The 24,158-nt window shown below is 60.0% G+C and carries 24 protein-coding genes; 13 read left to right on the plus strand and 11 right to left on the minus strand.

Features of this window, described 5'->3' with window-relative positions; genetic code table 11:
- Positions 1-56: 56 nt before the first annotated feature.
- The 4 genes from aroE to FXO11_RS00115 all read left to right on the plus strand — a co-directional run bounded on the left by aroE (position 57) and on the right by FXO11_RS00115 (position 3,201).
- The gene (aroE, locus tag FXO11_RS00100) at positions 57-881 is read left to right on the plus strand and encodes a shikimate dehydrogenase (protein ID WP_148860988.1); all 825 of its coding nucleotides are present in this window, start codon (positions 57-59) and stop codon (positions 879-881) included.
- Between the two features lie 197 nt (positions 882-1,078).
- On the plus strand, positions 1,079-1,852 hold the full coding sequence (locus FXO11_RS00105) for a motility protein A (RefSeq protein WP_148860989.1): 774 nt from the start codon (positions 1,079-1,081) through the stop codon (positions 1,850-1,852).
- A gap of 5 nt (positions 1,853-1,857) precedes the next feature.
- Positions 1,858-2,688, plus strand: coding sequence for a flagellar motor protein MotB (locus FXO11_RS00110; protein WP_148860990.1), 831 nt, complete (start codon positions 1,858-1,860; stop codon positions 2,686-2,688).
- A 201-nt stretch (positions 2,689-2,889) separates the two neighbouring features.
- Complete coding sequence (locus FXO11_RS00115; RefSeq protein WP_148860991.1) at positions 2,890-3,201, plus strand: PA4642 family protein; 312 nt, start codon at positions 2,890-2,892, stop codon at positions 3,199-3,201.
- A 52-nt stretch (positions 3,202-3,253) separates the two neighbouring features.
- Here FXO11_RS00115 and FXO11_RS00120 read toward each other — a convergent pair whose 3' ends face one another.
- The gene (locus FXO11_RS00120) at positions 3,254-3,805 is read right to left on the minus strand and encodes a gamma carbonic anhydrase family protein (protein WP_148860992.1); all 552 of its coding nucleotides are present in this window, start codon (positions 3,803-3,805) and stop codon (positions 3,254-3,256) included.
- 188 nt (positions 3,806-3,993) lie between these two features.
- On the opposite strand from FXO11_RS00120, the gene prlC reads away from it, so the two are divergent.
- Positions 3,994-6,039 carry an oligopeptidase A gene (prlC, locus tag FXO11_RS00125; RefSeq protein ID WP_148860993.1) on the plus strand — a complete coding sequence of 682 codons (2,046 nt, stop codon included), beginning with the start codon at positions 3,994-3,996 and terminating at the stop codon, positions 6,037-6,039.
- A gap of 64 nt (positions 6,040-6,103) precedes the next feature.
- Positions 6,104-6,355 carry a YheV family putative zinc ribbon protein gene (locus FXO11_RS00130; RefSeq protein ID WP_148860994.1) on the plus strand — a complete coding sequence of 84 codons (252 nt, stop codon included), beginning with the start codon at positions 6,104-6,106 and terminating at the stop codon, positions 6,353-6,355.
- Positions 6,356-6,637: 282 nt separating this feature from the next.
- Here FXO11_RS00130 and FXO11_RS00140 read toward each other — a convergent pair whose 3' ends face one another.
- Complete coding sequence (locus FXO11_RS00140) at positions 6,638-7,963, minus strand: Na+/H+ antiporter family protein (RefSeq protein WP_148860996.1); 1,326 nt, start codon at positions 7,961-7,963, stop codon at positions 6,638-6,640.
- A 129-nt stretch (positions 7,964-8,092) separates the two neighbouring features.
- Positions 8,093-8,308 carry a DUF1653 domain-containing protein gene (locus tag FXO11_RS00145; RefSeq protein WP_148860997.1) on the minus strand — a complete coding sequence of 72 codons (216 nt, stop codon included), beginning with the start codon at positions 8,306-8,308 and terminating at the stop codon, positions 8,093-8,095.
- 218 nt (positions 8,309-8,526) lie between these two features.
- Here FXO11_RS00145 and FXO11_RS00150 point away from each other — a divergent pair, with 218 nt between their 5' ends.
- Positions 8,527-10,365 (plus strand): sensor domain-containing diguanylate cyclase, encoded by a 1,839-nt coding sequence (locus FXO11_RS00150; protein ID WP_227545988.1) that lies wholly within the window; start codon positions 8,527-8,529, stop codon positions 10,363-10,365.
- A gap of 33 nt (positions 10,366-10,398) precedes the next feature.
- Here FXO11_RS00150 and FXO11_RS00155 read toward each other — a convergent pair whose 3' ends face one another.
- The 7 genes from FXO11_RS00155 to FXO11_RS00185 all read right to left on the minus strand — a co-directional run bounded on the left by FXO11_RS00155 (position 10,399) and on the right by FXO11_RS00185 (position 17,647).
- The gene (locus tag FXO11_RS00155; RefSeq protein ID WP_148860998.1) at positions 10,399-10,785 is read right to left on the minus strand and encodes a DoxX family protein; all 387 of its coding nucleotides are present in this window, start codon (positions 10,783-10,785) and stop codon (positions 10,399-10,401) included.
- Positions 10,786-10,856: 71 nt separating this feature from the next.
- Positions 10,857-11,327: a group I truncated hemoglobin gene (locus FXO11_RS00160; RefSeq protein ID WP_148860999.1), complete on the minus strand. Its 471-nt coding sequence runs from the start codon at positions 11,325-11,327 to the stop codon at positions 10,857-10,859.
- 15 nt (positions 11,328-11,342) lie between these two features.
- Positions 11,343-12,194 carry a DUF3034 family protein gene (locus FXO11_RS00165; RefSeq protein ID WP_148861000.1) on the minus strand — a complete coding sequence of 284 codons (852 nt, stop codon included), beginning with the start codon at positions 12,192-12,194 and terminating at the stop codon, positions 11,343-11,345.
- Positions 12,191-14,590 (minus strand): putative bifunctional diguanylate cyclase/phosphodiesterase, encoded by a 2,400-nt coding sequence (locus tag FXO11_RS00170; protein ID WP_148861001.1) that lies wholly within the window; start codon positions 14,588-14,590, stop codon positions 12,191-12,193. Before FXO11_RS00170 ends, FXO11_RS00165 begins: the two co-directional genes overlap by 4 nt.
- Positions 14,587-15,243: a methylamine utilization protein gene (locus FXO11_RS00175; RefSeq protein WP_148861002.1), complete on the minus strand. Its 657-nt coding sequence runs from the start codon at positions 15,241-15,243 to the stop codon at positions 14,587-14,589. Before FXO11_RS00175 ends, FXO11_RS00170 begins: the two co-directional genes overlap by 4 nt.
- Positions 15,244-15,434: 191 nt before the next feature.
- Positions 15,435-16,100 carry a hypothetical protein gene (locus FXO11_RS00180; protein WP_148861003.1) on the minus strand — a complete coding sequence of 222 codons (666 nt, stop codon included), beginning with the start codon at positions 16,098-16,100 and terminating at the stop codon, positions 15,435-15,437.
- 251 nt (positions 16,101-16,351) lie between these two features.
- Positions 16,352-17,647: an MATE family efflux transporter gene (locus tag FXO11_RS00185; RefSeq protein WP_148864732.1), complete on the minus strand. Its 1,296-nt coding sequence runs from the start codon at positions 17,645-17,647 to the stop codon at positions 16,352-16,354.
- Between the two features lie 544 nt (positions 17,648-18,191).
- On the opposite strand from FXO11_RS00185, the gene coxB reads away from it, so the two are divergent.
- From coxB to FXO11_RS00205, 4 genes are all read left to right on the plus strand, one after another.
- Positions 18,192-19,316: a cytochrome c oxidase subunit II gene (coxB, locus tag FXO11_RS00190; protein WP_148861004.1), complete on the plus strand. Its 1,125-nt coding sequence runs from the start codon at positions 18,192-18,194 to the stop codon at positions 19,314-19,316.
- 87 nt (positions 19,317-19,403) lie between these two features.
- Positions 19,404-20,993 (plus strand): cytochrome c oxidase subunit I, encoded by a 1,590-nt coding sequence (gene ctaD, locus FXO11_RS00195; protein ID WP_148861005.1) that lies wholly within the window; start codon positions 19,404-19,406, stop codon positions 20,991-20,993.
- Between the two features lie 31 nt (positions 20,994-21,024).
- The gene (locus FXO11_RS00200; protein ID WP_148861006.1) at positions 21,025-21,630 is read left to right on the plus strand and encodes a cytochrome c oxidase assembly protein; all 606 of its coding nucleotides are present in this window, start codon (positions 21,025-21,027) and stop codon (positions 21,628-21,630) included.
- A gap of 17 nt (positions 21,631-21,647) precedes the next feature.
- A complete protein-coding gene (locus FXO11_RS00205; RefSeq protein ID WP_148861007.1) occupies positions 21,648-22,535 on the plus strand; it encodes a cytochrome c oxidase subunit 3 in 888 nt (295 codons plus the stop codon).
- 6 nt (positions 22,536-22,541) lie between these two features.
- On the opposite strand, the gene FXO11_RS00210 is transcribed toward FXO11_RS00205, so the two are convergent.
- Positions 22,542-22,745, minus strand: coding sequence for a twin transmembrane helix small protein (locus tag FXO11_RS00210; RefSeq protein ID WP_148861008.1), 204 nt, complete (start codon positions 22,743-22,745; stop codon positions 22,542-22,544).
- A 50-nt stretch (positions 22,746-22,795) separates the two neighbouring features.
- Between FXO11_RS00210 and FXO11_RS00215 the strand changes: the two genes are divergently transcribed.
- Both FXO11_RS00215 and FXO11_RS00220 read left to right on the plus strand, forming a co-directional pair.
- Positions 22,796-23,533: an SURF1 family protein gene (locus tag FXO11_RS00215; RefSeq protein ID WP_148861009.1), complete on the plus strand. Its 738-nt coding sequence runs from the start codon at positions 22,796-22,798 to the stop codon at positions 23,531-23,533.
- Positions 23,526-24,143 (plus strand): hypothetical protein, encoded by a 618-nt coding sequence (locus FXO11_RS00220; protein WP_227545990.1) that lies wholly within the window; start codon positions 23,526-23,528, stop codon positions 24,141-24,143. The genes FXO11_RS00215 and FXO11_RS00220 overlap by 8 nt, the downstream gene beginning before the upstream one ends.
- The last annotated feature ends 15 nt before the right edge of the window (positions 24,144-24,158 follow it).

Consider the following 24,158-nt stretch of genomic DNA (forward strand, 5'->3'; position numbering starts at 1 on the left):
CGAGTGCGGAGGCGTCCCTAATACGCACATCGAAGATCAGCGAGGATTGAAACCCTATGGAGCAGGACCTCTACGCCGTTATCGGGCACCCCATCAGTCACAGTAAGTCGCCGCGCATCCATAGTCTGTTCGCCGAGCAGACGGGCCAGCCCGTGGAGTACACCGCCATCCAGGCCCCGCTGGATGGTTTTGCCGATACGGTCAACACGTTCTTCGAGCGCGGTGGCAAGGGACTTAACGTCACGGTGCCTTTCAAGGAACAAGCATGGACCCTGGTGGAGGAACGCACACCGGCGGCCGAAGTGGCCGGTGCGGTGAATACCCTCTACCTCGATGGGCAGCAACGTCTTTGTGGCGATAACACCGATGGCCCGGGCCTGGTCCGGGACCTGACCGTTAACCATGGCATCGACCTCTATCAGGCGCGCATTCTGATCTTGGGGGCGGGCGGTGCTGTGCGTGGCATTCTGGCGCCGTTAATCACCCAGCAACCGTTGCGCATCGTGATCGCCAATCGCACCCCCGGTAAGGCTGAAAATCTGGCACACCTGATAGCTGGCGTCATCCCCGTCCGAGGCTGCGGGTTCGGGGAGGTGACTGAACCCTTCGACTTGATCGTCAACGGTACCAGCGCCAGCCTCCACGGTGACTTGCCGCCCCTGGCGCCCAGCGTGCTCGGCCCGAAAACCGTCAGTTATGACATGATGTACGGACCCGAACTGACGCCGTTCAACCAGTGGGCCAGCGATCACGGCGCCTCCCGCGTCATTGACGGTCTGGGGATGCTGGTCGAGCAGGCGGCGGAAGCCTTTGCCCTCTGGCGCGGTATTCGCCCGGATACGGCGCCGGTGATAGCGGCCTTGCGGGACCGGGTTGGGTAATTGCCGGCCCTATTCCCGCCCGGCAGTTGCGTCTCGGCTGCGTTTTTACAACAGCTTCTTAACGCTTGGTTACAGGGTTGGACCCCCGACTTGGGCTATTCTCTTGGCATGTGAGAAAGCAGCCCCCGGAATTCCCGAAGTGCTGCTTTAGATAGAGCCCTGCATGCGCTCGGTGCTTTGACGGTATAAGGCCTTCCATGGATATCCTGACCCTCGTCGGATTGATCGCCGGTATTGCGATCGTTACGGTGGCGATGCTCGCCGATGCTACTTTGGCCACGTTTTTCAATATTCCCGGATTGATGATCGTGCTGGGTGGCACCATTGCCGTTACCCTGGTTAAGTTTCGGTTGTCGTCGGTGTCCGGTTCCTTCCGCCTGGCGTTGAGCACCGTCTTTCGTGAGAAGACCGATCGCCCGCTGGCGCTGATTCGCAACGTTGCCGAACTGGCGCGGGTTGTGCGCAAGGAGGGCATCCTGGGACTGGAAGCCCATGAAACCGACAATGATTTTCTGCGCAAATCCATCACGCTATGCGTCGATGGCCACCCTCCCGAGTTCATCGAAGAAGCCCTGCTGGAAGATATGCATCAACGGATGGAGCGCTATGACGTGGCCGAGCGAATTTTTCGCGGCATCGGCGAGTCCGCGCCGGCCATTGGCATGCTGGGAACACTGGTCGGTTTGGTACAGATGCTTAACACCTTGGACGACCCCTCCTCTATCGGCCCGGCCATGGCCATTGCCCTGCTGACGACGCTCTACGGCGCCTTTATTGCTCAGCTGATTGCCCTGCCTCTGGCGGACAAGATTCAGCTCAAGGCGGAAGATGAGCAGCGCAACATGACGCTGATTATCACCAGCATTCAGAACATCATGAAAGGCCAGAATCCACGGGTGATCACCGAGCTGCTCTCGGCCTACGTCACGCCGGAGCAGCACCAGGCCTTGACGCAGGAGCGAGAGGCCTGAACCGGATGCCTGTTGCACGGCCCCAACGTTCACGCAGAAAAGCCGGGGGTGCGCCCAACTGGATCGTCACCTTTGCCGATCTCGCCACCCTGCTGCTGACGTTTTTTATCCTGCTGCTCTCCTACTCGGAGATGGACGTGGCGAAGTACAAGTCTATGGCGGCGTCTCTCGCCGGGGCTTTTGGCAGCAGCGTGATTCAGGACAATGCTGCCGGCGGCAGTCCGTTGACTCTGATCGAGAGCAATACCGCGCCTCCGGCCGCGACCGTGCCACCGGACGAGCCCGAGCTGATCGATGATCGCCGGCAGCCGGGTCCATCGGTCACGGGAATCCCCGCCGGTATCACCGAGCTGGCGCGTCAGTTGATGCGGGAGCTGGAGAGTGAAGTCGCGAGCGGCGCGTTAAACGTGCGCTACGACACCGAGCGGGTGGTTATCCGTTTTGCCGAAGACGCGACCTTCCAGTCCGGCAGCGCCGAGCTCAAGCCGGACATGCGGCCCATCATCGAGCGTGTCGTGGACGTATTGGCCGAGTGCAGCGGCGATGTGGTGGTTGCAGGCTATACGGACGATCGGCCTATAGTAAGTACCCGCTATCGATCCAACTGGGATCTTTCGGCGGCGCGAGCGGTTTCAGTCGTACACGAGTTGGTGATGAACCAGAAGGTTTCGGCCGAGCGCGTGGTCGCCGCCGGTCGGGCGGAGACCAATCCAATGCTGCCCAACACGACGGCGGAAAACCGCGCCCGTAACCGCCGGGTCGAAATTACCGTACGCGATCCGCAATGTACCGGCACCGCGGCCAGTGCCGGCAGGCCGGTTGAGATCTTTCCCTAGTGTTGCTTGACACCGGTGGCCCCAATTAGCAGTCCAAGCCGCCCGCCTTATGACCGCCCGCTAGGGCGTCATGCGCTATTCATATAACGCTGATGCAGCAAGATCGTTATACTTATGCCCTTTTGCGGGCACGGGTCGTCACTTTGGTCGTCACTTTGTCCCGGCAATAACCAACGTAAAAACGCGATTGATGAGGTAGCTATGAGTGGACCGGACAAGCCAAAGGTCATCGGGGAAGAATGGAGCGATGAGCGGGTCAAGAGTTTCCTGTTCATTACCCCCTACGACACCAAACTGAACCCGGACTATCAGGTGCTCATCAAGGCCTATCAGGCCATGCGAGCCAGTGATTTCGAGCGTTTTCTGGGCTTCTTTACCGAGGCCGGGCGGGATCTGAATGCAAAGAATGAACTGGGGCAAACCATTCTCGACCATATCGCCGAGCACCGCCGGAGTGTCGATTACGTCGCGGCATTGAAAAAGTTCGACGCAAAGAAATCAGCGGAAGCCTGAGACAGGGCCCCAGCGCCTCCGCCGGTATGACGAAGACTGCTGGGCGCGGGCACTAACCCTCTGCATCGGTGGCTTCGACTCGATAGTCGTCCTTGAGCTTGACGTAGTTGGCTGCCGTGTAGGTAAAGAACGAAAGCTCGTTCTCGGTTAGCGCCCGGGCCTGCTTGCACGGACTGCCCACATAGAGAAAACCGGATTCCAGCGTCTTGCCCGGGGGCACCAGGCAGCCGGCGGCGACGATGACGTCGTCCTCCACCACCGCGCCGTCCATAATGATTGAGCCCATGCCTACCAGTACCCGGCTACCCACCGTGCAGCCGTGCAGCAGGGCCTTATGGCCGATGGTGACGTCATCGCCGATGGTCAGCGGCCAGCCGCCGGGGTTGTAGTCGCTGGCGTGGGTAATATGCAGTACCGAGCCATCCTGAACCGAGCAGCGCGCGCCAATGCGGATCCGATGCATATCGCCGCGAATCACCGTCAGCGGCCAGACCGAACAGTCATCCCCCAATATCACATCGCCGATGACCTGCGCACTGGGGTCGATCCACACCCGATCGCCGGTTTTTGGGGTATGGCCCTTGTGAGATCGTAAACGCGCCATTACATACTCCTTAATTGATAAGCTTTTCCAGAACTGTGGCGTAAGATAGGAATGAGTATGGCATAGGCGTCGCCGGCCTTGTTGACCACACGCCTGGGTTCGTTAATCCAAGCCTGACACGTATCCTTCGACCAAGCCGATCTTTGTGAAAGGAAGGCCGATCTTTTTGAAAGGAAGAAAGGAGCCCCATGAACAATCCGCTGCTGACTGATGACTTGTTGCCCCGGTTCGACCATATCCGGATCGAACACATGGAGCCGGCCATCGATCAAATCCTTAGTGACAACCGGATGCAGATCCAGAACCTGGCGACCCAGGAACAGCCGACGTGGGATACCCTGGCGCAGCCGATGCAGGGCCTGGACGATCGCCTGAGCCGCGCTTGGTCGGTCATCTCCCATTTCAATGCCGTGACGAACAGCGACGAGCTGCGCCAAGTCTACAAGCGTTGCCTGGACAAGCTCACCGAATACGGTTCCGAAATCAGTCAGAATACCCAACTGTGCAACGCCTATAAAGCGATCCGCGAGGATGAGAGCTTCGAGTCGCTCACCGAAGAGCAGCAGAAGGCGATCAACAACACATTGCGCGACTTCCATCTGGGCGGCGTCGACCTGCCTCAGGACGAGAAAAAGCAGTACGCGGCGTTGTCCATGGAACTTGCCGAATTGACCAACCGCTTCAGCGACAACGTATTGGACGCCACCGACCACTGGTACAAGCACATTACCGACGCTTCCGAGCTGGAAGGGGTACCGGAAAGTGCGCTGGACGGCGCGCGCCAGGCCGCAGAGCAGCGGGACCTTGAGGGCTATGTCATCACCCTGCAGTTCCCCAGTTTTCACCCGGTCATGACCTACTGCGAAAACCGCGAGCTGCGCCGGGAAGTCTACGAAGCGTTCGTGACCCGTGCGTCGGATGTGGGGCCCAGCGGTGGAGAGTGGGACAATACGCCGGTAATGGCTGAGATCCTCAAGCGCCGGCACCAGCAGTCGCAAATGCTCGGCTTCGATAACTACGCTGAGCGTTCGCTGGCGACCAAGATGGCACGCAATGTCGATGAGGTGATGAGCTTTCTCGACGAGCTAGCCGCCAAATCCCGTCCGGTCGCCCAGAAGGAATACCGCGAACTCCAGCAGTTCGCCAAGGACGAGTTTGGCGTTGATTCGTTGGACGCCTGGGACCTGGGCTTCTACAGCGAGAAAATGCGCCACGCCAAATACGATATCTCACCGGAAACCCTGCGCCCGTGGTTTCCAGCGAATACGGTAGTGGATGGGCTTTTCCGCGTTGCCGAGCGCCTGTTCAACCTGACCATCGAAGCGGATACCAGCGTGGAAACCTGGCATCCGGATGCCACCGCCTACTGCATCAGCCGCGATGGCGAGACCATCGCCTGGTTCTATCTCGATCTATATGCCCGTCAGGGCAAGCGCGGGGGCGCTTGGATGGCCGACTGCCGGGTACGCTGGCGTAATTTGCGCGGCGGCTTGCAGCTCCCCGTTGCCTTCCTGACCTGCAACTTCACTCCCCCGGTTGGCGACAAGCCGGCCCTACTGACCCACGACGAAGTGACGACCTTGTTCCACGAGTTCGGCCATGGCCTGCACCACATGCTGACCAAGGTCGAGGTGGCGGATGTGTCCGGTATCAACGGCGTGGCCTGGGATGCGGTGGAGCTGCCCAGCCAGTTCCTGGAGAACTGGTGCTGGAATCCGGAATCACTGAACCTGATCGCCCGCCATTACGAGACCGGCGAACCGCTGCCCCAGGACTTGCTGGACAAGCTGCTGGCGGCGAAGAACTTCCAGTCCGGCATGCAAATGATCCGGCAGCTGGAGTTCTCGATCTTCGATTTCCGTCTGCACTCCGAATTCCAGCCGGTCTCACCGGTCAACCCGCTGGATATGTTCCGCAAGGTACACCAGCAAATCGCGGTCACCGAGACGCCGGACTTCAACCGCTTTCCCAATAGCTTCTCCCACGTTTTTGCCGGCGGCTACGCCGCGGGCTACTACAGCTATAAGTGGGCGGAAGTCCTGGCGGCGGATGCGTTTTCTTTATTCGAAGAGAAAGGCATCTTCGACGAAGCGGCTGGCAAGGCGTTCCTGGAACATATCCTCGAGCGCGGCGGTTCGCGCGAGCCAATGGAGCTTTTCAAGGCTTTCCGCGGCCGTGAGCCTGAGGTCGACGCCCTGCTACGCCAGACCGGCATAACCGCCGACGCCGCCTGAGCTGACGCGCTATAAAAAAGCCGGGCAGGCAACGACCTGCCCGGCACACTGATGTGGAGAGCCGATGGCAACACCGAAACGATTCATCGCCGGTGCGGTCTGCCCCCGCTGCGGCGAGATGGACAAACTGATGATGCAGCAGACCGAGGAAGGACAGTTCAGGGAGTGCGTAGCCTGCGGCTTTGAAGATGCGCAGACCCATGAAGGCGAACCCATCGGCGAGCTTGAGACCCGTGTGAATACGCGCAGTAATAAGGACGATCACACGGTGAAGCAGGTGGTGTTCTTCAAGTCCGCGGCGGATGAGGATGAGTAAACGGATTATCGTGAAAATGTAGCCGATGCTTCAGAGAGTGTTGCAAAACTACTGCGCTCGGCCATGCGGCGTTGGAAATCCGCTCAAAATGCTCATTTACTATCAGTAAACTGCGCTTTTTCGCGAATTTCCGCCTTGCCTGGCCTTCGCTCGCTACGTTTTGCAACACCCTCTTCAGCTTCGGAGGACCCGCAAGGGTCCCGGGATACCGATCCGCAGGCCCCCGACCTGCTCGGAAGCTGAAACGTCCGCTAGAATAAAAACTGCATGTTCGTATGTCTTTTACAGCGTCATCGCCGCAATCCAACCGAACACCAGCAACGGCAAGTTATAGTGCAGGAATGTCGGCACCACCGTATCCCAGATATGGTTGTGCTGTCCGTCCGCATTCAAACCGGCGGTTGGCCCCAGGGTGGAATCGGAAGCCGGTGAGCCGGCATCTCCCAGAGCGCCAGCCGTCCCCACCAGCGCCATGATGGCCAGCGGGCTGAAGCCCAGCTGCAGCGCCAGAGGCACATAGATCGCCGCAATAATGGGAATCGTGGAGAAGGACGAACCGATGCCCATGGTGATCAGCAGTCCCACCACCAGCATCAGTAGCGCTGCCAGTGCCCGGTTGTCGCCGATGGCGCCAACGGAGCTTTCCACCAGCGTCTTGATCTCGCCGGTCTCGCGCATCACTTCGGCGAAGCCCGAAGCGGCAATCATGATAAAGCCGATCATCGCCAGCATCTTCATGCCTTCGGTGAACAGGTCGTCGGCTTCCTTCCACTTCACCACGCCGGAGACAGTAAACAGCACGAAGCCCGCCAGCGCGCCGAGGATCATGGAATCCAGCGCAAGTTGCACCACGAAGGCGACGACAATGGCCACCAGGGCCATGATCAATGTCCACCGGCTGTACTGGATATCCACTCGCTCGGTGCGCTCGATGGCCGCCAGGTCATAGTCGCGGCCACCGCGATAGCTGAAGAACACGGCAACCAGCAGTCCGACCAGCATACCCAGCGCGGGCAGCGCCATGGCGGACATCACGTTCAGTCCGTCGACAGCGACGCCATTGGTTTCCACTTTGGCCAGAAGAATTTCGTTCAGGTAAATCCCGCCGAAACCCACCGGCAGGAACATGTATGGCGTAATCAGGCCGAACGTAAGGACACAGGCGATCAGCCGGCGATCCAGTCTGAGCCTGGCCATCACATACAGCAGCGGCGGAACCACGAGGGGAATAAAGGCAATGTGGATCGGTAGGATGTTCTGCGAGGAGATGGCGATGGCTAGCAACAAGCCAATCATCAAGAACTTGATGGCACCACCACCGGTACCGGTATTGTCCTGCCGGCCCACCATGGCCAGTGCTTTGTCCGCCAGCGCGTGGGCCAGGCCGGACTTGCCGATGGCTACGGCAAAGGCGCCCAAGGTTGCGTAGGATAGCGCCACCGTTGCCCCGCCACCCAATCCGTTATTGAATGCCGCGATAGTCGCGTCCAGCGAAAGCCCGCTGATCAGGCCGCCCGCAACAGCGCCGATAATCAAGGCAACGACAACGTGGATGCGGCATAGGCTCAGGATGAGCATGATGCCAACGGCGGCAACAACTGCGTTCATGGGAACTTCCCTCAGGGCGTTTCAGAAAAGCGCGCTAATGTGCAGCAAACGACCAGAGGAGTCAAAATGAATTCAGGACCGGCTGACGCCGTGCATCCGGGCGCTGCCGAGGGGCGTATACCGTTGGTTTCAACCCAAGTAGCTGAACCGGGGAACGCTCTCGCCAGCCACCTCCACGGATTCGCGGAACATATTGAGGGGCCGGACCCATAGGCCCTGGTCGCCGTAGAGAGGGCGATACACCACCAGTTCCTCCTCGGTTTCACTGTGGCGCGCGACGCCGATCACCTCATAGTCCTTGCCCTTGTAGTGGCGATAACGGCCGGGTTTGAGGGTTTGGGTCATAGCTTTATCCCAGTCACATCAATGGTGGTTTAGTAAACGCTCACATATGAGCATAGCGGGCTACCGACCGACTGCACAGGTCGGCGTCGTGTAAAACGAGCCTGGCGGGTCACAGTTTACCCCGACAAGCTCTATACTCTACAGGACAGCGGATAGCGCGCGCACCCCGGTCGCGCTGGACTGGTATACCGTTAAGTCAATGTCAGTTGGAGTTGCTTTTGCACGATTGCCCGCACGCCAGCTCATCCCGATTCGTCGACGCCTGTTTGCGGGTGTGCGTTGGACTCTGGCTCCTGATCCCGGGTTTGCTGCCTTCGTACGTCTGTGCGGCAACCGGGGACGGCCGGGTCGACGCGGCTTGGCTGGTCGATTCCACGGGAGAAACGACGCTGGAGAGCCTCAGGCGCGGTTACGCTGGCGCAGAATGGCGCCCGCTGCCGCGCGACCACATCGTTAACCTGGGGTTCACCGAGTCTGTGGTCTGGTTGCGGCTTCGTATCGAACCGGCCGAGGCCAACCGCGTGCTTGAAATCGGCTATCCGCTGATGGACCAGCTAACCATCCACTGGTTCGCCGGCGACCGTTACCTTCAGACCTATGAGACCGGTGATGAGCGTCCGTTCAGCAACCGGCCCATATACCACCGTAATTTCGTCTTTTCTGTCCCGCGTGCCGATACCGCCGTGACGGCCTATATCCGCGCCCAAAGCGACGGTGCTCTGCAGCTGCCGTTTGCCGTACGCACCAGCGAGCGTTTTCTCGCGCACGATCAGGCAACGTACGGAATACAGCTCCTGTTCGCCGGTTTCATGATTGCCCTGGCGCTCTACAATACGCTGGTTCTGATGGCGGTGCGGCACATCGCCTACTTCTGGTATGTGATGGGTGTCGTCTGCATTCTCCTGACCCAGATGAGCCTGCACGGCTTGACCTTTCAATGGCTTTGGCCCGGGTGGCCCCAAATCAACAATCTGGCGGTTATCAGCTTGACCTCGTTGAGCGTCATGTTCACCGCGCTGTTTTCGGATAGCTTCCTCAATGCGCGGCGCTTCAGCCGTGGGGCCTCCACCTATATCCGGCTGGTTGCGCTGATGGGCTTCCTGTCCCTAGTCGGCGGATTCTTCCTGCCTTATGCTTTCAGTATCAAGGCAGTGGCGGTCCTGGTGTTTGTTCTCACACCGCCCATGCTGTTTGCCGGGTTCTGGTTGTGGCGTCGCGGCCAGGTGTTGGCCAAGTTCTATTTGCTGGCTTGGACGCCTTTGCTGGTCGGCCATTTCCTGTTTGCTCTGAGTAAGCTGGCAGTATTGCCGCGTACCGTATGGCTGGAATACGCCCCGGAGTTCGGCGCCGCGCTCGAAGGCCTGCTACTCTCCTTTGCCCTGGCTTATCGCATCAACCTGGAACGCCAGCGCCGTATTCGCGCCCAGAACGACGCGCTGAACATCCAGCAGGCCGCCAATCAGTCGTTGGAAAAGCGGGTGGCGGACCGCACCGCCGCGCTGAAAATAGCGAACGACCGTTTACGGACACTGAGTGTCACCGACGGCCTTACCGGCGTCTCCAACCGCCGCCGCTTCGACGAGGCGCTGCTGGCCGAGTGGCGCCGGTCGTGGCGGCAAAGCCAGCCGCTGGCGCTGATTATTCTGGATATCGACTACTTCAAGCGGGTCAACGACACCTATGGCCATCCCTGCGGCGACACCTGTTTGATCCAGGTGGCGGAGATCTGTCGCACCCGATTCCGCCGGGAGGGCGATGTAGTGGCGCGCTATGGTGGCGAGGAGTTTGCTATGTTGTTGCCCAATACAGACGAGGCGGGCGCCGTGCAGGTGGCTGAAGACCTCCGTCTGGCGATTGGCGAGCACCGCGTCAATTGCGAAGGTGTGGCGGGGCCGGTTAGCCTAACGGCCAGCCTGGGTGTGGCGATCCGCTTCCCGGATGGCGATAGCGACCCGGACCTGCTGGTCCGGATCGCCGACGAAGCGCTTTACGAGGCCAAGGCGGCCGGCCGAAACCGGACAATGGTCTACCGGCTGGAAGGCGTGCATCCCGTCTAGCACTAGCTAGCACTGGGGGACACTAGGGGGTCACTAGGAGTGCAGCTTGTAGCGTCCGGGGCCCAGGAACACCAGCGCCAGCGCGATAAACAGGAAGAATCCCTGAAGCTCCAGCGCCCAGCCGCCGGACTGGCTCAATTGCATCAGTTCATGGGTATGAACCAGAACGATAGCAACGATCATGTTGATCACCACGATCAACGCCCCGATCCGGGTCTGATAGCCCAAAACGATCATCAGGGGCGCCAGCAGCTCGCCGATGAACACACCATAGGCCAGCACGGCAGGCAGGCCATGGCTGACCAGTTGCGATTCGATAAAGCCAACGCCATGGAACAGTTTGGCGATTCCGTGAAACAGCAACAGGCCGCCCAGAGTGAGGCGAACGATCAGTTTGCCGAGGTCTGCATTTTCCAGCATCGAAGCCTTCCTTTTATGAATGGACGCGAGAGCTTAGCGTCTTTGTCGTTGCGGTCAATGCCATAAACGTATCAAGGCGCGTTGTTGCGGGAGGCATCTCCACGCGGGGCCGCCGGCTGGTAAACAATGTCGTCGTGCAGGGGCACCAACTCGGCCAGCAGGCGATTTTGGGCCGATACCGGGACACCGTTGCGCTCCATCGCCAGAATCAAATCCTCGGCCAAGGCGTTAAAGTGGGCCTCGGTAATCCCCAAGCCGGCGTGGGAGGCCGGCATGCTGCGGCCACTGTAAGCGCAGGGACCATCGGCCAGAGCGCAGATCTGGTCGGTCAGGTTGCGGTGTAGGCTGGCGATATCCACACCCTTGAATTTATCGGCGATCCGCTCGTCTTCGACCACGATGTACAGCAGATCCCGGACGATCGCCGCGATACCTTTGCGTTCGCCCAGGGCATCGTAGAGTGAGGACGACGGTTCGGTCGGTGCGGTTTGACAGGCCGTCAGCAGGAGCAGACAGAAAAGGGGTAAAACGCGTTTGAGCATGGTGATAAACCTCGACTAGAAAGCGCCCTGGAGGGACAGGTAGGCACCCTGCTGATCGTCCAGACCGGCAATGCTGCCCAGATTCACCCAGGCCGCCGTGACGGCCAGACGACGATCCGGCACCCAGGCCACAAACAGGTCATACCATTCCTCCTCCTCGGCAAAACTAAGATTATCCGGTTTCTGCCGGTATTCCGCGCCCACCAGCCATTGGCGGTTGACGAAGAGGCCGGCGCTGCCCTCAAAAACGGCCCGGTAGCTATCGTTCTTATCGCCGCCGAAGCCAAGCAACCCGCCCTGGTTGGCTTTAGTGCCCCGAATGACACCGTTGACCAGCACGTTGCGGCCCAGAAAGCCGGCGAAAAACACCTTGCTGCCGGCTAAATAGGCATCCGTACCCTTGTCGTTCTTGGCGCCCACGGCTTGCGGCACGGCGAAGGTGCGGTTGCGTTTGTGCTGGATGCCAAGGGACCATTGACCGTAAGGAGAATAGAGCACGTCGCCGGTGAGCCGTACCTTGGCGCCGACGATAGTCTGCTGCAAGTCGTCCTGGTTGAGCGCGGCGCCCAGGGTATCCAGGTCCAGGGTTTGGCGCGCCACGCTCAGTTCGATACGGTTGTGCCAATTGATCGCAGCTGCGGCGACGTCCACGGTGTAGTCGTCCAGCGGTGCATGGGACAACGCCACCGTGCCGCCCCACTCGGTATCGCTGGCATAGCCGGTGAGTACCGCCATGGGCACCAGGCCGCCGCCCGCGCTGCCCTCGATGGTGGTGACACCACCCGTGGCCCATAGACGGCTGCCAGGCTGAGCTTGCGCGACCGCCGAGGCCAGCGCGAGGATCAGTAGCAGAAGACGGTGCTTCAAGTCATGCCTCCATTTCCAGTCGAGTGAATAGTGTCCGGTGGCCGTGGAATGGCGAGGGTTTCAGCGCGCTGGCCGAAGGTGCCGTACCATTCCGCCAGTTGTTCAGGTGCCATGGGCCTTCCCAAGAAGAAGCCCTGGGCCAGTTCGCAACCCCAACTCTGCAGAAGGCGCCAGCTTTCCTCGTTCTCGACGCCTTCGGCGACCACGCTCAGACCCAGGCCGTGGGCCATATCCACGGTGGATTTGACGATCAGCTGATCCTGCGGCGTAGAATCCAGCCGCAACACAAACGATTTGTCGATTTTCAGCTCCTGCACCGGCAATTGCCGCATTTGCGACAGCGAGCTGTAGCCGGTGCCGAAATCGTCTACGGACAGCTTGACCCCCAGATCGCGCAGGTTGCCCAGGGTGCGGGCCGCAGCTTGGGCGTCGGTCATGGCGGCGCCTTCGGTGATTTCGAAGGTGAGCATGTCCAGGGGCTGGGGCCAGTCGGCGAAGATCATGCTGATCAGCGTGGGCAGCGCCTGATTGGTCAGATCCAGGGCCGATAGGTTGATGGCAACGCCGATCTTGGGCATGCCGGCCGCCCGCCAGTCGCGGCCGTCCCGCTCCACCTGCCTGAGAATATATTCGGTAAGCGTGTGGATCTGGCCGGAGCGTTCGGCCAGATGGATGAACTCGTCGGGGTTGACGAAGCCCAGCTCCGGATGCTGCCAGCGGATTAGAGCTTCAACCTGAATCATTTCCGCCGTATCAAACCGGACCTTGGGCTGGTAGACCATAGTGAGCTGTTGGTCGGAGATAGCTCGATGCAGATCCTGGATAATCCGCAGCTCCCGCAAGTGTTGTTCCTCGCCGCCTTCGGCATAAAAGGCGGTACGCGTCTCATCCCAGAGGGCCTTTTCACGGGTCAGGCTGACGCGCCGGCGCATGTCATCCAGCGTACGTGCGTGGTCGGGCAGTTTGAGAATCGTCGCCGACAGCTCCACGGCCAGCGGTGTCTGGTCGATCTGCATGTTGCCCTCGGTGCGCGCCTTGAGAACGATCAAGGCATCTTGTAAGCGGTCCTCGTCGGCACCGGGCAGGAAGGTTACGAACTCGTTGCCCCCGGTTCGGGCCAGCATATTGTCGGCCCCGAGGATACCGCGCAGACGCAGACCCGTGACAATCAGCGCCTGGTCGCCGATGTCGTAGCCGAGGGTTTCGCTAAGCTCTTTCAAACCAATCACGGTGAGGCTGATCAGGAACCCGACGGTCTGTTGCTCCAACACTTGCCGTAGATAGCTGTCCATGGCCGAGCGGTTGGGTAAGCCGGTGAGGGCGTCGTGGGTGGCTTCGTGCTGGATACGGTGTTCCCGGTGGCGTATCTGCCGGGTGGCGTTGATCAGCACCGTCTCCAGTCTGCCCAGCTCGTCCCGGGACTTGAGCCCCGGTGGCTGTGCCTGCTCGCCGTGGCCGATGCGCTCGGCAAATTGGGTCAGTTGCAGCACGGGCCGGCCCAGTGCGCGCGCCATGGCGAGGGCGATCAGGCCAGCCAGAACCAAGCAGGCGGCTACCAGCAGCGATAAGTCGAACGCAAGCTGGTAGTAGTTGGCTAGCGCTTTTTGGCGGTCAAGCAGCAATAGCGCCCGCACCGGTCCTTTCTGTTCGCGTGACAGAGCCGTGGCTCGGGCGAAATAACGGCGGTTGCCGGTCATGTCAGCGATCGTGGCCAGCATCGGATCCTGCTCAGTAATATCGGCCAGCTCCTCCTCGCTCAGACTGCGACCATACAGCGTAGGCACACTGTCGCTGCTCTGCCTCTCCTGAAACACCACCTCTACCCCGGCCAACTGACTGATGACTCCGGCGATAGTGTCGTTCAGGCTGAAACCCATGACGAGCCAGGCGCGTACGCCCGGCGCCTGGACGGGCACCATCAGCGCCTGATAGGCCTGCGCCTCCCAAGTCACCAGGCCAGCGGCTATACCGCGCTGGCTGGCTTCCTGCAGCAGTTCGGTAAAAGGCAATGGGCTCTGGTTTTCCATGCCCTGCAGGTTGGCCAGTAGGGTACCGCTGCGATCGGTAATAAGGGCCATCTCGGCACTGAATCGGGCGCTATGGTTTACCAGCACGCTGGTCATGGTGGCGGGATCCCGGGTGGCGACCGCCGATTTGAATCCGAAATCCTCCACCAGCACGCTCAGGGTGTTGGCCAGCAGCCGGGTACGGCGGTCGAGAATTTCCTGCACCACATCGCTGGCGACGGCCAAACGTTCCCGCGCCCGTTCCTTTTCTTCCTGAAACGTGGAAAACATAAAAGCGCCGGTGATGGCGACGCTGGTCACCAGTGCCACGGTCAGCATGGCCGCTAACAACCGGCCGCGAAATCCGATAGAGCGCACCCGTGCTGTCACAACGAGTCGAATCGACGTTGCAGGTCTGAGAAAGGATCGCTGCCGCTGTCGGCGGGGTCCAGCTCAAGTGAGACGATCACGGGGCTGGCGGCACCGGCTTCAATCCTGACCGTGATGGGCTGCGCGTTGTTGATCAGCCGTTCATGCCACACCTCGATCTCGAAGGCGCCTGTATTCGGGGGAGTGACCCGGGCGATCCCGGCTGCGCCGGTTCTGGCTGTCTGGCTCGATCCGCTCACGTAGATAAAACCCCGCATCCGATCGTGAATGTTGCAGCCCACCTCGACCACGCCGGGCGTGTCGAAAACGATCGGCGCCTCCGGCTGGCCAGCGTAGAGTTCGATAGTGAAGGTCTTCGCCGGAGAAAAGGAATACACATGGTGCTGGGTGTTGTCCCGATTGGGAAAGTCCACTGCAGAGCCTGCCGGCACCACTAATAGATGCGGGTTAAACGCCAGGTCTTGCTGGGCCATGGTCGCGGGCGAGTCCAGCGGATCTGCACCTGGAGTCGCGGGCACGCTGACTACGGCATCGGCCACGGGCTCGCCACTGGCCCGGTCGCGCACACTCAGTTCAAGCGCCCACAGCGGACAAGCGCTCAGAAGCAGCCCGGCCAGCAAGGCGGCTCGGACGGGGATCGAAAATTCAGTCATGGGAAAACGCCAGCATTCTGGTTTTTGTCGGCATCCATGCGCTGTTTGGTATTGAGACGCCAAATATCGGATTCCGCTCGGTTCATCCGTCTGATATCGATGGCGATCCAGGAGTTATTCAGAAGCTCCTTGTGTGCAATCATTCCGAAAAAAGCATACAACCCACTATACGCGATTGTCACCGCCCGGGATCAGCTCGATTCGCCAGAGTCTAATCCCGGATTGAGAGAGAAGCGGATCTGGTTGCGAGTCAGTAGTTTTTCCCAGTACTCGCGCATCCAGTCCCAGGCGGCGTCCCGGGCTTTTTCGACGAATGGGTTCAGGTTCAGGTCGTAGTAGTCCGGCGTGCCGGCAATCTGGGCAACGGTGAGGAAAATGGACTGGTCCAACTCATTGGCGAAAGGTTCGCCGATGAGGTGATGGGCCAGCAAATTTGCCTGGGTTGCTTCCAGCTCCACCAACCGGCTCGTACGGATGGAATGGTTGTTCTCGTTCATTTCTTCCATCAGGCGGTGGCACAGATACGCTTTGATCAGCAGGCCGTCGAGGCCGTCGTACTGCGTCAGCAGGGGTGATGGACGCGTAAAGTAGCGGGTGGCCGCTTCGATGAAGGGGCGGAACAGCGCGACATGGCCGGAATCCCGGGCACAGGTTTCCACGCAATCGATCAGGCGCGGGGCCATTTCGATGTATTCCACGGCGAATTGGAACAGGCAGGTGGCCGGATTCGGACCGGTGACCACGATGCTGTCCGGTAGACTGGCGGCGCGCTCGCCCATCTGGTCCAGAAAGGTCCCCGACCGGGCCTCCTGGCGTCGCGCTTGATCGATAATGTGAAGTACTGCCGACGGTGTCATCACAGGGACTGCTCGTGTCGTTCCAGGATCGGGTTGCAAAGACGCCTCCCAGCTGCAATCAGGCGGGATCTGCTGACGTCGCCTGCGCCTGTCATTGGAGTCTCCCGATCGTTCCTCGCTCTTCCTCCCTGATCGTTGTCGCGCCGCTTCCTTGGCGCTGGGGATGCGTAACAGAGGCTCCCAAATGAAATTCAATTTCAGTGTAGTTGAGAAATTCGCTGGCCGCGGCAACCGTAATGTGGGTTTTTGTGTCAATCCGCTGAAGTTTTGTTTATGGCTGTTTCTCCGAACCAGGCGTCGTGGCGGGTATGGCGCAGGAACAGCCAGCCCATACTACCGGCGCGGGCCAGCATCAAGCTGGTGATGGCAAACCAGAGACCGTGGTTGCCCCAGCCCTGGGTCAGCCACCACACCGGCAAATAAACCGCGACGACCGACACGATCATGGTGTTCTGCATGTCCCGGGTACGGGTAGCGCCGATAAAAATGCCATCCAGCAGGAAGCCCCAGACGGCGGCGAACGGCATGATCCAGATCCATGGCAGGTAATCCTGCGCGGTGCCAGCGACATCGGGAATGCTCGTCAATAGTCCGATGATGAGGTTGCCACCGGCCCAAAAGAGCGCCGTAAACAGCCCAGCGCCCCATATCGACCAGCGCAGTGCGGTGCGGCAAACGGCCTTGAACTGATCGCGCTGGTTTCGGCCCACGGCTTCGCCCACTAACGCTTCGGCCCCGTTGGCAAAACCATCCAGACCATTGGAAATCAGCATCAGGAAGGTCAGCAGAACGGCATTGGCCGCGAGAACGGTGTCGCCCTGCTGGGCGCTCTGGGCGGTAAAGAACGCCAGGGACAGGAGCAGCAGAATGGTGCGCACCATGATGTAGCGGTTGACCTGCAGAATCGCCAGGTAATCGCCGAGAGCGCCCAACAGGCGCCGGTCGAACGCGATAGCCGTCGGCCGGCGGCGCCAGACCAGCCACAGTCCGAGGCCGGCGGCGGCATATTCCGCAATGACCGTGGCCGCGGCGACACCCTGGCTGTTCCAGCCCATAACGGTGACGAATAGCACGTCCAGGAGAATGTTCAGACCGTTGGCCAGAATCAGCATCAGCATCGGCCCGCGGGGATATTGGGTGCCGATTAGCCAGCCCACCAGGGTGTATTGGCAGAGTACCGCGGGTGCGCTCCAAATACGGATGTCGGTGTATTCCCGCGCGAGCGCGGTAACGTCGGGACTCGCATCCATCAGGTAAAGCCCGGTGGACACCAGCGGCCCGCGAAACAGGATCAGCAACAGCCCGATGCCCACCGCCAGGAGCAGTGAGCGCACCAGCAGGGCGCTTTGGCCAAAGTCATCGCGCCGGCCGTACGCCTGGGCCGCCAGGCCGGTGGTGCCCATGCGCATAAAGCCGAAGGTCCAGTAGAGGATGCTGAACAAGTTACCCCCGATAGCTACGGCCCCAAGGTATTCCGGGTGTTCCAGGTGGCCGAGCACGGCGGTGTCCACCAGGCCCAGGAGGGGCACGGTAATATTGGTCAGCATCAGTGGCCAGGCCAAGTGCCAGAGCCTGCGGTCGAGGGGGTTGAGTTTCACGTGAGCCCTTGTTGTCGGTGCCTGTGCATAAATACCGCAAGTATCTGTTTATAAAAACCGAAAGTACTGCTTATAAACACCGTAAGTACCTGCTCATAAAAACCGTAAGTAACTGTTTATAAATACATATTCATAAATACTGAAAGTCCCTATTCGTAAGCATCTTAAGTACTGATTTTATTAAAAGTAATAAGAATGGTGTTTTTAGATTTCTAAATTTTAAGTAGAGTTTTGAGAGTTTTCCCAACCTCTGTCTATACTCAATGACGTTATCCGCGAAATGACTTCCATCCCGGCGCCGGTTTGTCTGTGCGAGGGCAAGCCGAGTCCAAGGGGCGAGGAGGCAAGCATGCTTCCCGCAGGAAGTGTCACGCAGAAGATATCGATCAGCCCCGGGCAGTTGAAAAACTGACCGACGTTCTCTAGGAACGTGTATTTCGTTCCGCTGGCTGGGCTGTGTCAACGACAAGAACAAACTCTGTGGAGACACGGTATGCGCACGAAGGCAATGCGAGTCGGCTTGTTTACGGCCGCACTCTCGCTGTCGCAGTCGGCTCTTGCCGACTGGACGGTCAATATGGCTCCCGGCGTAACGAACGTGAGTCGTGACATCTACGGTCTTCACATGACCATCCTCTGGATCTGCGTTGCCATTGGCGTCGTGGTATTCGGGGTGATGTTCTGGTCGATTCTTGCCCACCGAAAATCCAAGGGTTACAAACCCGCCAACTTTCACGAGCACACCTGGGTCGAGATCACCTGGACGATTATTCCGTTCGCCATCCTTGTGGCCATGGCTATCCCCGCCACCGCAACCTTGCTGGATATGTACGATACCGGCGAAGCCGAAATCGACGTCAAGGTGACCGGTTATCAGTGGAAGTGGAAGTACGATTACATCAACGAGGAATTCGGTTACTTCTCCAACCTCTCCACACCCAAGGACGAGATCTATAACCGCCTGGAGAAAAACGAAAATTACCTACTCGAAGTGGACAATCCCCTGGTGTTGCCGGTGGGCAAGAAAGTGCGCTTCCTGATGACCGCCAACGATGTTATCCATTCCTGGTGGGTACCGGCGCTCGGGGTCAAGAAAGATGCCATCCCGGGTTTCATCAATGAAACCTGGGCCAAGATCGAGGAGCCGGGTATCTACCGCGGCCAGTGTACCGAGCTGTGTGGCAAGGATCACGGCTTTATGCCGGTTGTGGTCAAGGCCGTGCCCCAGGAAGAGTACGACGCCTGGGTGCAGGAACAGATTGCGATGGCTGAGAAAGAGCGTGAGCTGGCCAGCAAGGACTGGAGCCTGGACGAGCTGATGGAACGGGGCGAGCAGGTTTACAACACGGCCTGCGCCGCCTGTCACCAGGCGGATGGTTCCGGTACGCCGCCGGCCTTCCCCGCGCTGGCGGGCAGCCCGATCGTCACCGAGGAGATAAATGCGCACCTGGATGTGGTGGTCAACGGCGTCTCCGGTACCGCGATGCAAGCCTTTGGTCAGCAGCTCAGCGAAGTGGACCTGGCGGCCGTCATCACCTATGAGCGCAATGCCTGGGGTAATGACACCGGCGACATGGTGACACCCAAAGAAGTTCTCGACTACAAGAACGCGCAGTAACGGTTCAGGGGCCTCGTCGCCCGGTGCGACGGGGCCAATAGACAATAGTTACGCCAACGATAAAAAGAGGCGGTTACGGGGGTTCTCATGAGTGCGGTCATCGACACCCACGATCACGAACACGACCACCATCACGGGCCCGCCAAGGGTTTCAGCCGGTGGCTGTTCACGACCAATCATAAAGATATCGGGACCATGTACCTGATATTCAGTTTCACCATGTTCCTGCTGGGCGGGGCCATGGCAATGGTAATCCGGTCGGAGCTTTTCCAGCCCGGGCTGCAGATCGTCGAACCTGAGTTCTTCAACCAGATGACCACCATGCACGGCCTGATCATGGTGTTCGGCGCGGTGATGCCGGCCTTCGTCGGCCTGGCCAACTGGATGATCCCGTTGATGATCGGTGCGCCCGACATGGCACTGCCGCGAATGAATAACTGGAGCTTCTGGATTCTGCCGGCGGCGTTCGCCATGCTGGTGTCGACACTGTTCATGTCCGGTGGCGCCCCCAACTTCGGCTGGACCTTCTACGCGCCCCTATCGACCACCTACGGCCCGCCGAGCACGACCTTCTTTATCTTCGCCGTCCACATGATGGGTATTTCGTCGATCATGGGGGCGATCAACGTCATCGCCACCATCCTCAACCTGCGGGCGCCGGGCATGACTTTCATGAAAATGCCCCTGTTCGTGTGGACCTGGCTGATCACCGCCTTTCTGCTGATTGCTGTCATGCCGGTGCTGGCCGGCGTGGTCACGATGATGCTGATGGATATCCACTTCGGCACCAGTTTCTTCAACGCCGGCGGCGGCGGCGATCCGGTCCTGTTCCAGCATGTGTTCTGGTTCTTCGGCCATCCCGAGGTGTATATCATGATCCTGCCGGCTTTCGGCGCCGTGTCGGAGATTATTCCCGCCTTCTCGCGCAAGCGCCTGTTCGGCTATGCCTCCATGGTCTATGCGGTGGGCGCCATTGCGCTGCTGTCCTTCGTGGTTTGGGCCCACCACATGTTCACCGTGGGCATGCCGGTGGCCGGGCAGCTGTTCTTCATGTACTGCACCATGCTTATCGCCGTGCCCACCGGGGTGAAGGTCTTTAACTGGGTCGCCACCATGTTCCGCGGCGCCTTGTCGTTCGAAGCGCCGATGCTGTTTGCCGTGGCCTTCGTCATCCTGTTCACCATTGGCGGTTTCTCCGGACTGATGCTGGCCATTGCCCCGGCGGATTTCCAATACCACGACACCTACTTCGTCGTCGCCCACTTCCACTATGTGCTGGTGCCGGGCGCGATCTTCGGCATCTTCGCGTCGGCCTACTACTGGCTGCCTAAATGGACCGGCCACATGTATGACGAGACGCTGGGCAAGACGCATTTTTGGATGTCGTTTATCGGCATGAACCTAGCGTTCTTCCCCATGCACTTCCTGGGTTTGGCGGGTATGCCGCGGCGAATCCCCGATTACGCCCTGCAGTTTGCCGACTTCAACATGATTTCCAGCATCGGCGCCTTCATGTTCGGGGCCACCCAGTTGTTGTTCGTGTACATCGTCATCAAGTGCGTGCGCGGCGGCGAGAAAGCGGCCGCCAAGCCCTGGGACGGCGCCGAAGGCCTGGAGTGGACGATTCCATCGCCGGCGCCTTACCACACCTTCGCCACACCGCCGGAAGTGAAATAGGCAGAAGTAAAAATAGCCACAGGAGGCACACATGGCCACGGCACAACGCCCGCAAACCAAGTCCAACGCCCGCGTCATCGGCTGGTGCCTGGCGGGCGTTGTCGGCATGTTTGCTTTCGGGTTCGCGCTGGTGCCGCTGTACGAGGTGTTCTGTGATATCACCGGGATCAATGGCAAAACCGGGGGACGTTACGAAGGCCCGGTGGCGACCGAAGTGGACGAGAAGCGGACGGTGAAGGTGCAGTTCATCGCCCAGAACGGGCCGGGTATGCCCTGGACCTTCCGTCCGCGGCAAACCAGCATCACCGTGCACCCGGGCGAGCCCACGCGCGTCAATTTCTACGCGGAGAACGGCACAGCAGCACCGATGACGGCCCAGGCCATTCCCAGCCTATCGCCGTCCCAGGGCACGCTGTTCTTCCATAAGACCGAATGCTTCTGCTTTAACCAGCAGACCCTGGCGGCCGGTCAGTCTATAGACATGCCGCTGGTGTTCATCGTGGACCGGGAGCTGCCGGACGACATCAGGACGCTGACACTGTCATACACACTGTATGACCAGAGCCAAATGGGGCAGAGCGAGTCTGCGCCGGCCGTCAGCCAACAAAAAAAGACAATAACGACGAATAACGGATAATGCCGTCGGAGGCCGCCATGGCAACAGAGCAGACGTACTACGTTCCGGAACAGAGCAAGTGGCCAATCATTGCGACCGTCGGGCTTCTATTTACCATGGCGGGTACCGGCTCGATCATGGTCAACGGCTCGGCGGGCGAGTCCACGACCACGTCCTGGGTGATCTTCTTCATCGGGGCGCTGATTATGGCCTATATGCTGTTCGGCTGGTTCGGCAGCGTGATCAAGGAAAGCCGGGCGGGACTCTACAGTGCCCAGATGGACCGCTCCTTCCGCTGGGGAATGAGCTGGTTCATTTTTTCCGAAGTGATGTTCTTCGCCGCCTTCTTCGGCGCCCTGCTCTACGCCCGCATCTTTGCCGTGCCCTGGCTGGGCGGTGAGGGCGATAAGGGCTCGAGCAGCATGCTCTGGGAGGGATTCAACGCCACCTGGCCGTTGCTGCAGAATCCGGACCAGGAAGCCTTCCCCGGGCCCAAGGAAATCATTGGCCCCTGGGGGCTGCCGCTGATAAACACCATCTTGCTGGTGACCTCATCGTTAACCGTGACCGTCGCGCACCATGCGATGAAAAAAGACAACCGCACCCGGGTCAAGATCTGGCTGGCAGCCACGGTGGTTCTGGCCCTTGCCTTCCTCGCGTTTCAGGTGGAGGAATACGTCCACGCCTATACCGAGCTGGACCTGACCCTGCAGTCGGGCATCTACGGCAGCACCTTCTTCATGCTCACCGGCTTCCACGGCGCGCATGTGCTGCTGGGGACGCTCATGCTGACGATCATGCTGATTCGTATTACCAAGGGGCACTTTTCCGCCGAGAAACACTTCGGGTTCGAGGCGGCCAGCTGGTACTGGCACTTTGTGGATGTGGTCTGGCTGGGGCTATTCGTCTTTGTTTACATCATCTAGCGCGGGTCAGGGCGTGGGGTTGAGCGACAGGTCACCTTGCCATAAGGCAAGCAGGATGATCGCGACCAGCAACGCGCTCAGGGTCACGCGGACGATAAGGGAGTTGAGCACCCGCTGGGTCTTGCCTTCGTCCTTGAGCAGAAAGAACAGGCCGCTGAACAGGCTCACAACGACGGCAAACATGAGTATGACAATCAGCACTTTAAGCATATTCGCGGCTCCCGCCAGGCGGACAATGAATGGGTCAACTATAGCAAAGCATGTCTGAACGAGGGCGAAGCCGTTGGCGCTGGCAGCCGGATTGGCGTTTGTGGGTGTTCGCGGCGGTACTGTTTCCGTTGTTGCTGGGTCTGGGAATCTGGCAGGTGCAGCGGGCCGGGGAAAAGGAAGCGATGCTGGCGCAATGGGACCAGCAGCTCAAAGAAGGCGACTGGCGGGAGGTCCTCGATAGCGGTTTGACCACGGGCCAGCCGGTTCAGGTGAATGGCCATTACGATCCGCGCGCCGTCTGGCTGCTGGATAACCGCACCCGCGACGGTCGCAGTGGCTACGAGGTGCTCACCCTGTTCCATCCGCTGGCCGGTCCGCCGGTACTTGTGAATCGGGGCTGGTTGCCGGGGCCGCGACGGCGCAGCCAGTTGCCGGCGGTAGACACCCCGCCGGGACGGCTGTTGATCCGGGCCCGGGTGGCGGATTACCCAACCCCGCCGGTTTTGGCCGACACCCCGGCGGAAAGCGGCTGGCCGAGGCGGGTGCAGGCACTACAACCGGACGCCGTGCGCGAGTGGGCGCCGCAGGCGATCGAACAGGTGCTGCGGTTGGAAAATCCGGCCCAGCCGGGGGCCTTTCGCGCCGACTGGGCGCCGGACTTGATGGGCTCACAGACCCATTACGGCTACGCGCTGCAATGGTTCTCGCTGGCCGCGGCACTGGCGATTTTGACGATAGTGGCAAGTTTCAGACGAGGGAAAGCGCAGGATGAGCATGGCAATGGCTGAAACCGAACAGCACAAGCCCGAACCTACCGCGGCACAAATCCGTCGGGGGCGGCGTATCGCCATACTGCTGTTCGCCATCGGCTTCGGTCCGATGATTGTTGCCACGGTCATGTTCTATACCGGGTGGTTGAATCCGGCCGGTCAGTCGAATCATGGCACGTTGGTTCAGCCGCCGGTGGCGGTGTCGCAACTCAATCTGATGACGGCCGATGGCGAGCCCCTGGGGGATCGATTCGGCCCGCAACAGGCAGAGGCCACCTGGATGATGCTGGTAGCGGCCGGGGGGGAGTGCGCGGCGGCATGTCAGGAGCAGGTATACCTCGCGCGCCAGGTCAACACCGCCTTGGGTAAAAACCAGGACCGGATGCAGCGGGCCGCCTATCTGGAGCAGCCGCCGGCGGACCTATCGGGCTATCCGGAGATGCCTCTACTGGAGCTGCGCAACGGCGAATTGCCACAATGGCCGGGCAACGTGGACATTGAGAGCACGCCGCAGATTTACGTCATCGATCCGTTCGGCAACGTCATGATGCGCTACGGGCCGGGGCATACCGGTAAGGCCATGCTTGAGGACCTCAAGCACCTGATGAAGATCTCCCATATCGGTTGAACCGGCCACCGGCCT

The sequence above is a fragment of the Marinobacter fonticola genome (assembly GCF_008122265.1).
Taxonomy (GTDB): Bacteria; Pseudomonadota; Gammaproteobacteria; order Pseudomonadales; family Oleiphilaceae; genus Marinobacter_A; species Marinobacter_A fonticola.

What these genes read in the sequence shown, in the direction of transcription:
- FXO11_RS00215 (WP_148861009.1), top strand. Translation starts at nt 22,796, where the DNA reads ATGTCTGAACGAGGGCGAAGCCGTTGGCGCTGGCAGCCGGATTGGCGT.
- FXO11_RS00205 (WP_148861007.1), top strand. Translation starts at nt 21,648, where the DNA reads ATGGCAACAGAGCAGACGTACTACGTTCCGGAACAGAGCAAGTGGCCA.
- coxB (WP_148861004.1), top strand. Translation starts at nt 18,192, where the DNA reads ATGCGCACGAAGGCAATGCGAGTCGGCTTGTTTACGGCCGCACTCTCG.
- FXO11_RS00155 (WP_148860998.1), bottom strand. Translation starts at nt 10,785, where the DNA reads ATGCTGGAAAATGCAGACCTCGGCAAACTGATCGTTCGCCTCACTCTG.
- FXO11_RS00140 (WP_148860996.1), bottom strand. Translation starts at nt 7,963, where the DNA reads ATGAACGCAGTTGTTGCCGCCGTTGGCATCATGCTCATCCTGAGCCTA.
- FXO11_RS00115 (WP_148860991.1), top strand. Translation starts at nt 2,890, where the DNA reads ATGAGTGGACCGGACAAGCCAAAGGTCATCGGGGAAGAATGGAGCGAT.
- aroE (WP_148860988.1), top strand. Translation starts at nt 57, where the DNA reads ATGGAGCAGGACCTCTACGCCGTTATCGGGCACCCCATCAGTCACAGT.
- FXO11_RS00120 (WP_148860992.1), bottom strand. Translation starts at nt 3,805, where the DNA reads ATGGCGCGTTTACGATCTCACAAGGGCCATACCCCAAAAACCGGCGAT.
- FXO11_RS00210 (WP_148861008.1), bottom strand. Translation starts at nt 22,745, where the DNA reads ATGCTTAAAGTGCTGATTGTCATACTCATGTTTGCCGTCGTTGTGAGC.
- FXO11_RS00180 (WP_148861003.1), bottom strand. Translation starts at nt 16,100, where the DNA reads ATGACACCGTCGGCAGTACTTCACATTATCGATCAAGCGCGACGCCAG.
- prlC (WP_148860993.1), top strand. Translation starts at nt 3,994, where the DNA reads ATGAACAATCCGCTGCTGACTGATGACTTGTTGCCCCGGTTCGACCAT.
- FXO11_RS00220 (WP_227545990.1), top strand. Translation starts at nt 23,526, where the DNA reads ATGGCTGAAACCGAACAGCACAAGCCCGAACCTACCGCGGCACAAATC.
- FXO11_RS00130 (WP_148860994.1), top strand. Translation starts at nt 6,104, where the DNA reads ATGGCAACACCGAAACGATTCATCGCCGGTGCGGTCTGCCCCCGCTGC.
- FXO11_RS00175 (WP_148861002.1), bottom strand. Translation starts at nt 15,243, where the DNA reads ATGACTGAATTTTCGATCCCCGTCCGAGCCGCCTTGCTGGCCGGGCTG.
- FXO11_RS00110 (WP_148860990.1), top strand. Translation starts at nt 1,858, where the DNA reads ATGCCTGTTGCACGGCCCCAACGTTCACGCAGAAAAGCCGGGGGTGCG.
- FXO11_RS00105 (WP_148860989.1), top strand. Translation starts at nt 1,079, where the DNA reads ATGGATATCCTGACCCTCGTCGGATTGATCGCCGGTATTGCGATCGTT.
- FXO11_RS00145 (WP_148860997.1), bottom strand. Translation starts at nt 8,308, where the DNA reads ATGACCCAAACCCTCAAACCCGGCCGTTATCGCCACTACAAGGGCAAG.
- FXO11_RS00185 (WP_148864732.1), bottom strand. Translation starts at nt 17,647, where the DNA reads ATGCTGACCAATATTACCGTGCCCCTCCTGGGCCTGGTGGACACCGCC.
- FXO11_RS00160 (WP_148860999.1), bottom strand. Translation starts at nt 11,327, where the DNA reads ATGCTCAAACGCGTTTTACCCCTTTTCTGTCTGCTCCTGCTGACGGCC.
- FXO11_RS00200 (WP_148861006.1), top strand. Translation starts at nt 21,025, where the DNA reads ATGGCCACGGCACAACGCCCGCAAACCAAGTCCAACGCCCGCGTCATC.
- ctaD (WP_148861005.1), top strand. Translation starts at nt 19,404, where the DNA reads ATGAGTGCGGTCATCGACACCCACGATCACGAACACGACCACCATCAC.